Here is a 6,542-nt window from a genome sequence, read left to right as displayed (position 1 = left end):
GTAAGATCAACCATTTAATCCGCTTACCCGACTTTCGTAGGAGTAGTTTCATGCTTTTTGGAATGCACATAAAAAATGGGCGGCGGGTAATACCGAGTCAATTTTTTAACACCTTGCTGTGTCTTCTCGTGCTAACCCTGACGGGCACTGTTGCGTACGCCGAGCAGGCACCTCTCACACTTGCCAATGCCCTCTCGCGGACCGTGGCGCAGAACCCCACCCTGCAGGTTTTCGATTTTCGCCTTCAGGGCCTTGAAGGCCGTCGTTTCACGGCGGATCAAAATCCTGCCCTGGAAGCCGGCCTGGAGGTGGAAAACGTCCTCGGCAGCGGCAACCGGCAGGGGAGCGACGCGGCAGAGTACACCCTGTCCTTGTCATCGGTTCTCGAACTTGGCGGCAAGCGTGAGGCCCGCGTCAGCGTCGTCGACTCGCGATACGCTCTGGTCGAGGCCGAGCGCCAGGCCGAAACCCTGGATGTGCTGGGACAGGTGGCCCAGCGTTTTGTCGCCACCTTGGCCCTGCAGGAAAAACTTGAACTGGCCGCTGACGCTGTGGCGCTGACCGAGGCCACCCACGAGATCGTCACCCGTCGCGCCGACCGGGGCGCGGCGCCCCAGGCCGAAGTCATGCGCGCCAGGGCCGCGCTCACCCGGAGTCGTATCGAGCAGTCCCGCGTGTTAAGCGAATACGAGAGCCGGAAAATAGCTCTGGCTTCGCTCTGGGGTGATACCCGTCCGGACTTTCAGAGTCTGGAGGGCGACCTGTTCCAGTTCGGGTCCTCCGACAGTTTCGAGATCCTGTACCAGCGGGTCAGTGAGAGCCCGGCCATTCAAATCTATGCCAGCGAGCGGCGCGTCCGTGAGGCGGAAGTCCAATTGGCACGGAGCCAGTCCGAGAGCGATATCCGCTGGCAGGTGGGTGTCCGGCAGTTCGAGGAGACGGATGACTCGGCGCTGGTCGGCGGGTTTTCCGTACCGCTGTTTTCCGGACGGCGCAATCGCGGCGAAGTGCAAGCCGCTCTGGCGGCGCGGGATGAAGTCCGGTACCGCCGGGAGGACACCCTGCTTCGCCTCCACTCGCGCCTGTTCGAGGCTTACCGACAGCGGCAGCAAAACATCGAGGCGGTTGAGCAGATTCGCGGCCAAGTGCTTCCCGATCTGAGTGATGCCCTCAGCCAGACCCGCGAGGCCTACGAGAAAGGTCGCTACAGCTATGTGGAGTGGACCGCCGCGCAGCGGGAATTGCTCTCCGCCCGGCAGGCGCTGGTCGACGCCGCCACCACGGCGCTGCTCAACCAGTCGCTGATCGAACAACTGACGGCGCAGCCTCTGGCTGGCCGCTGAACAAGGATTACTACCATGAAAGTCGTTAACTATTTACTCATACTTGCCAGCGTTTATGTGCTGACGGCCGGACCGACTCATGCCGCGGAAGATGATCACAGTGATGATTCGCATGCGCACGGTGACGTCAACGAAGAGCGCGGCGAGCACGAGGAGTCGGAGAGCACTCACGCGGAAATCTCCGCCGAGATGGCGGAGCAAGCCGGTATCCGAAGCAAGGCCGCAGGTGCCGGCATCCTGGAGCGCACCATCAGCAGTTATGGCCGCCTTGTTCCCAATCCCGACGGGATTGCCCTGATCAGGGCACGCTTCCCGGGTCAGGTTACGAAAATCAATGCCAGTCTCGGTGACGCGGTCAAGGCTGGCGAGCCACTGGCCAGCATCGAATCCAACGACAGCCTCCAACCCTACACCTTGCGTGCGCCTTTCGCCGGTACCGTTATCCAGCGCAATATCAACGTCGGCGAGCTGGCCGGGGAGCAGGCGCTGTTCACCATCGCCAAGCTCGACCCGCTATGGGTGGAATTGAAAATCTTCCCGGGGCAGCGCCGCGAAATCGCACCAGGACAGCTGGTGCGAATTGACACCGGAGATGCCCAGCACGAGTCCAGGATCAGTCATATCGTGCCGCAGAACAGCGGCTCGCCCTACGTCATTGCCCGGGCAGAAATTGCCAACGCAGAGGAGCTGCTTTCACCGGGCCGGCTGGTTTCGGCGAGCATCGTGGTAGAGCGTATCGAAGTGCCGCTGGTGATAGAAAATCGGGCCCTGCAGTTGCTCGACGAATCCCAGGTCGTGTTTGTGCAAGAAGGCAATAGCTTTGAGCCCCGGCCTGTCGAGTTGGGCCGCACGGATGGCCAGTTCACCGAAATACTTTCTGGCCTGAAGCCCGGCGAACGCTACGTGGTGGAGAACAGCTATCTCATCAAGGCGGATATCGAAAAATCCAGCGTGTCAGACGACGATTAACAGGAGGCCACTATGATCGACGCTATCGTGCGCCTCTCTGTAGAACGGCGCTATCTCATGCTTTCGCTGATTCTGGTGCTGATCGGTGTCGGTGTCTGGAGTTTCCAGCGCCTGCCCATCGACGCGGTACCTGATATCACCAATGTCCAGGTGCAGATCAACACCGAGGCACCCGGTTATTCACCCCTGGAGACAGAGCAGCGCATCACGTTCCCGGTGGAGACGGCGCTGTACGGCCTGCCCAGCCTGTCCTACACCCGATCCCTGTCCCGTTACGGCCTGTCCCAGGTGACCGTGGTGTTCGAAGAAGGCACGGACATCTATTTCGCCCGCAACTTGATCAACGAGCGCCTTGGCGCCATCAAAAGCGTCCTTCCGCCTGGGCTGGAGCCGGAGATGGGCCCCATCGCCACCGGGTTGGGCGAGATTTTCATGTACACCGTGGATGCGGCGCCCGGCGCCACCCGGGAAAATGGTGAGCCCTGGGATGCCACTGCCCTGCGGGAAGTGCAGGACTGGATCATCAAACCTCAACTGGCCCAGGTGCCCGGGGTGATCGAAATCAATTCCATCGGCGGCTACGACAAGCAGTATCACGTCACGCCCTCCCCGAAAAAATTGTTGGAGCTCGGCGTCAGCCTCGAGGACTTGGTGGCGGCACTGAGGGCCAACAACGCCAACCGTGGCGCTGGCTATATCGAACGCAATGGCCAGCAGCTGCTGGTGCGCTCCCCCGGCCAACTGAAGACCATCGGCGACATCGAACAAGTAGTGATCGCCAACCGCGATGGCGTGCCCCTCCGGGTGAAGGATGTCGCGGAAGTGGCCATTGGCAAGGAGCTGCGCACCGGGGCTGCCACCCGCGACGGCGTGGAAACGGTGATCGGCACCGCCATGATGTTGATGGGAGAAAATTCCCGTAGTGTCGCCCGGGCCGTTAGCGAGCGGCTGGAGGATATCCGGCCATCCCTGCCCGAGGGCATTCGCGTGGAAGCCGTCTATGACCGCACCACTCTGGTGGACAAGGCCATCGCCACGGTGGAGAAGAATCTGCTTGAGGGTGCGCTGCTGGTGATCGTGGTGCTGTTCCTGCTGCTGGGCAACCTGCGGGCCGCCCTTATTACCGCGGCGGTGATCCCCCTGTCGATGCTCGCCACCATCACTGGCATGGTGAGGACCGGCGTTTCCGCCAACCTGATGAGCCTGGGGGCACTCGACTTCGGGCTGATTGTCGATGGCGCGGTGATTATCGTGGAGAACTGCATCCGGCGCCTGGCCGGGTCTCAGCAGGCTACGGGTGCGCGCCTGCCGCTCAAGGAACGGCTGCAGGTCGTCTATGAAGCCACGACCGAGGTGATACGTCCGAGCCTGTTCGGGGTGGCGATCATTACCGTAGTTTACATCCCCATCTTCTCCCTCACAGGGGTAGAGGGCAAGATGTTCCATCCCATGGCCGCCACCGTGGTCATGGCCCTGGTGTCAGCCATGGTGTTTTCGCTCACCATCGTCCCCGCCGCCGTTGCGGTGTTCCTCACAGGCAGGATCCGCGAAAAGGAAAGTGCCGCCATCAGTGCGGCCAAAGGGATCTATCGCCCGGCGCTGGAGCTGGCCCTGAAATTCCGCTGGCCGGTACTGGGGGGCGCCGGCGCCCTACTGGCGGTCTGTATCTGGCTAGCAACCACCCTGGGGTCGGAATTCATCCCCCAGCTCAGCGAGGGTGATATGACTGTGCAAGCCCTGCGCATTCCCGGCACAGGTCTGGAGCAATCCATTGCGATGCAGAAACCTTTGGAGCGGCGCATCAAGGCCTTCCCCGAGGTAGACAAGGTATTCTCGCGAATCGGGACACCGGAGGTGGCCACCGACCCCATGCCACCGAATATCGCGGACAGTTTCGTGATTCTCAAGCCGCGCGAGCAATGGCCGAACCCGGACAAACCGCGAGATGAGCTGATTGCCGAGATTCAGGCGGCGGTCGGGCAATTGCCCGGGAACAACTACGAGTTCACCCAACCCATCGAGATGCGCTTCAACGAACTGATCTCCGGTGTGCGGGCGGACCTGGGCATCAAGGTATTCGGGGACGACCTAGACCAGATGCTCAATGCCGCCAATGTGGTGCTCGAAGTCGTGGAGTCAGTGGAAGGGGCCACCGATGCCCGGGTGGAGCAAATCACCGGGCTGCCCATGCTGTCGGTGCACCCCAAACGCATGGCGCTATCCCGCTACGGCCTGACCGTGGATGATCTTCAGGATCTGGTGGCAGCGGGTGTAGGTGGCGAAAACGCCGGCCTGATCTACGAAGGGGATCGCCGCTTCCAACTGGTGGTGCGCCTGCCCGAGGTCATCCGCCGGGATGTGGACAGCCTGGCGGATCTGCCGGTGCCCCTGCCGGGAGGCGGCTATGTGCCACTGTCAGAAGTGGCGGCGCTGGAGTTGGCTCCGGCCCCCAACCAGATCAGCCGGGAGAACGGCAAGCGACGGGTGGTGGTCACCGCCAATGTCCGGGATCGCGATCTGGGCGGCTTTGTGGAGGAGATCAAAGGAAGAGTTCGACAGGAAGTGGATCTGCCCGCCGGGTACTGGCTGGATTACGGCGGTACCTTCGAGCAACTGGAATCCGCCAGCCAGCGCCTTGCCATTGTCGTGCCCGTGACCCTGGCGATCATCATTGCCCTGCTGGTGATGGCATTCAGATCGCTGAAAGATGCGCTGATCATCTTCAGCGGCGTCCCCCTGGCCCTGACCGGTGGCGTGCTGCTACTGTGGCTGCGGGACATGCCGCTGTCGATCTCCGCCGGTGTGGGCTTTATAGCCCTGTCGGGGGTGGCGGTACTCAATGGTCTGGTGATGGTGGCGTTTATTCGGGATCTTTGGCACAACCAGGGTGATCTGGTTTCCGCCGTGGTGGAAGGTGCTCTTATTCGTTTGCGTCCGGTCCTGATGACCGCACTGGTCGCCAGTCTTGGCTTCGTGCCCATGGCCCTCAATACGGGTACCGGCGCTGAGGTTCAAAGGCCGCTGGCCACAGTGGTGATAGGCGGGATTATCTCATCGACGCTACTGACGCTGTTTGTACTGCCAATTCTGTACACATTGCTGCACCGCCAGGATGAAAAGGTGTAATTGCATCCGGGTAGCCCGCTCTTGGCCGCCATTTGGCCGGGAGCGGGTCGTTTTCGAGAAACAAGTTCGGCATTGATTGCCGGCCAGGAAATGCAGCCTTACCGACTGGCAAGCACGGTCAAACCGAGCGCATTTTTAAGGCTTTTTTCCGCTAAGGTTTCAGGAAGATCCATCCAACTCGGCATTGGGATTTTCTTTTCGCAGTAAGCCTACGAAAACGAGAAGCAATGCACCGAGGACAATTGCAATATCGGCAAGGTTGAAGGCTGGCCAGTGCCAGTCTCGCCAATAGAAATCGAAGGCATCTACAACATAGCCGCGAAAGACCCGGTCAATCAGGTTGCCCATGGCGCCACCGAGGATAAGACTGTAAGCGATGGCTTCTCCTTTATGACGATTTTCAAGGATCAGCTTGATCAGAAAAATCGAGACCACTACCGCGATTCCGATAAAAAAGTAGCGCTGCCAGCCTCCACCATTCGCAAAAAGACTGAATGCGGCACCGGTGTTCCATAGGTGCACCCAGTTAAAGAACGGGGTCACCGCGATCGACTCGCCATAAGCCATTGTTTGTTGAACCAGCCATTTTACAGTTTGGTCCGATGCTGCTATCAGGCCGGATATGGAAAACAGGACATACGGCGAGAGATTGTTGCCAATAAAGGGCATGCTTTAACCCTTGAGCGCCAGAATGCGCCTGGCACCGTTAAGCACGACGAGCCCCGCGATGCTACCGATAACCAGATCCGGATAATTGGAGCCGGTCCACGCGACCAGAACGCCGGCGGTAATGACCCCCAGGTTGATCACCACGTCGTTGGCCGAGAATATCCAGCTTGCCTTCATGTGCGCTCCGCCCTCCCGGTGTTTGGCTATCAGCAGCAGACAACTGGTATTGGCAATCAACGCGACGAATGCGATAGCCATCATCACCAGCGATTCAGGCTCACTACCGAATACAAAGCGTCTCACCACCTCTATGAGTACGCCAACAGCCAAGATCAGTTGCAGGACACCCGCAAGATGGGCAGCACGTAGCTGCATTTTCACGCTGTGACCAACCGCATAAAGGGCAAGCCCGTACACGGCCGCATCGGCAAAATT

Annotated in this window: 5 protein-coding genes; 3 read left to right on the top strand and 2 right to left on the bottom strand. The window is 60.1% G+C overall.

The window, feature by feature from the left end; all coding sequences use genetic code 11:
• Window positions 1-128 precede the first annotated feature (128 nt).
• Genes MA04_RS21480 through MA04_RS21470 form a run of 3 tightly spaced genes read left to right on the top strand, consistent with a single transcriptional unit; the run spans window position 129 to window position 5,438 of the window.
• Entirely contained in the window at window positions 129-1,343 is a 1,215-nt protein-coding gene (locus MA04_RS21480; protein WP_231866137.1) for a TolC family protein, read from the top strand.
• A 15-nt stretch (window positions 1,344-1,358) separates the two neighbouring features.
• Window positions 1,359-2,312 (top strand): efflux RND transporter periplasmic adaptor subunit, encoded by a 954-nt coding sequence (locus tag MA04_RS21475; protein WP_062817554.1) that lies wholly within the window; start codon window positions 1,359-1,361, stop codon window positions 2,310-2,312.
• Window positions 2,313-2,324: 12 nt separating this feature from the next.
• On the top strand, window positions 2,325-5,438 hold the full coding sequence (locus tag MA04_RS21470; RefSeq protein WP_062817555.1) for an efflux RND transporter permease subunit: 3,114 nt from the start codon (window positions 2,325-2,327) through the stop codon (window positions 5,436-5,438).
• A 159-nt stretch (window positions 5,439-5,597) separates the two neighbouring features.
• On the opposite strand, the gene lspA is transcribed toward MA04_RS21470, so the two are convergent.
• Together lspA and MA04_RS21460 are read right to left on the bottom strand one after the other, a co-directional pair.
• Window positions 5,598-6,107, bottom strand: coding sequence for a signal peptidase II (lspA, locus tag MA04_RS21465; RefSeq protein ID WP_262462798.1), 510 nt, complete (start codon window positions 6,105-6,107; stop codon window positions 5,598-5,600).
• Window positions 6,108-6,110: 3 nt separating this feature from the next.
• The coding region (locus MA04_RS21460) for a cation transporter (RefSeq protein ID WP_262462795.1) at window positions 6,111-6,542 on the bottom strand (432 nt) is incomplete at its 5' end.

Source organism: Alloalcanivorax balearicus MACL04, assembly GCF_025532145.1.
Lineage (GTDB): Bacteria > Pseudomonadota > Gammaproteobacteria > Pseudomonadales > Alcanivoracaceae > Alloalcanivorax > Alloalcanivorax balearicus.
This window is presented reverse-complemented; position numbering and strand designations above follow the sequence as displayed.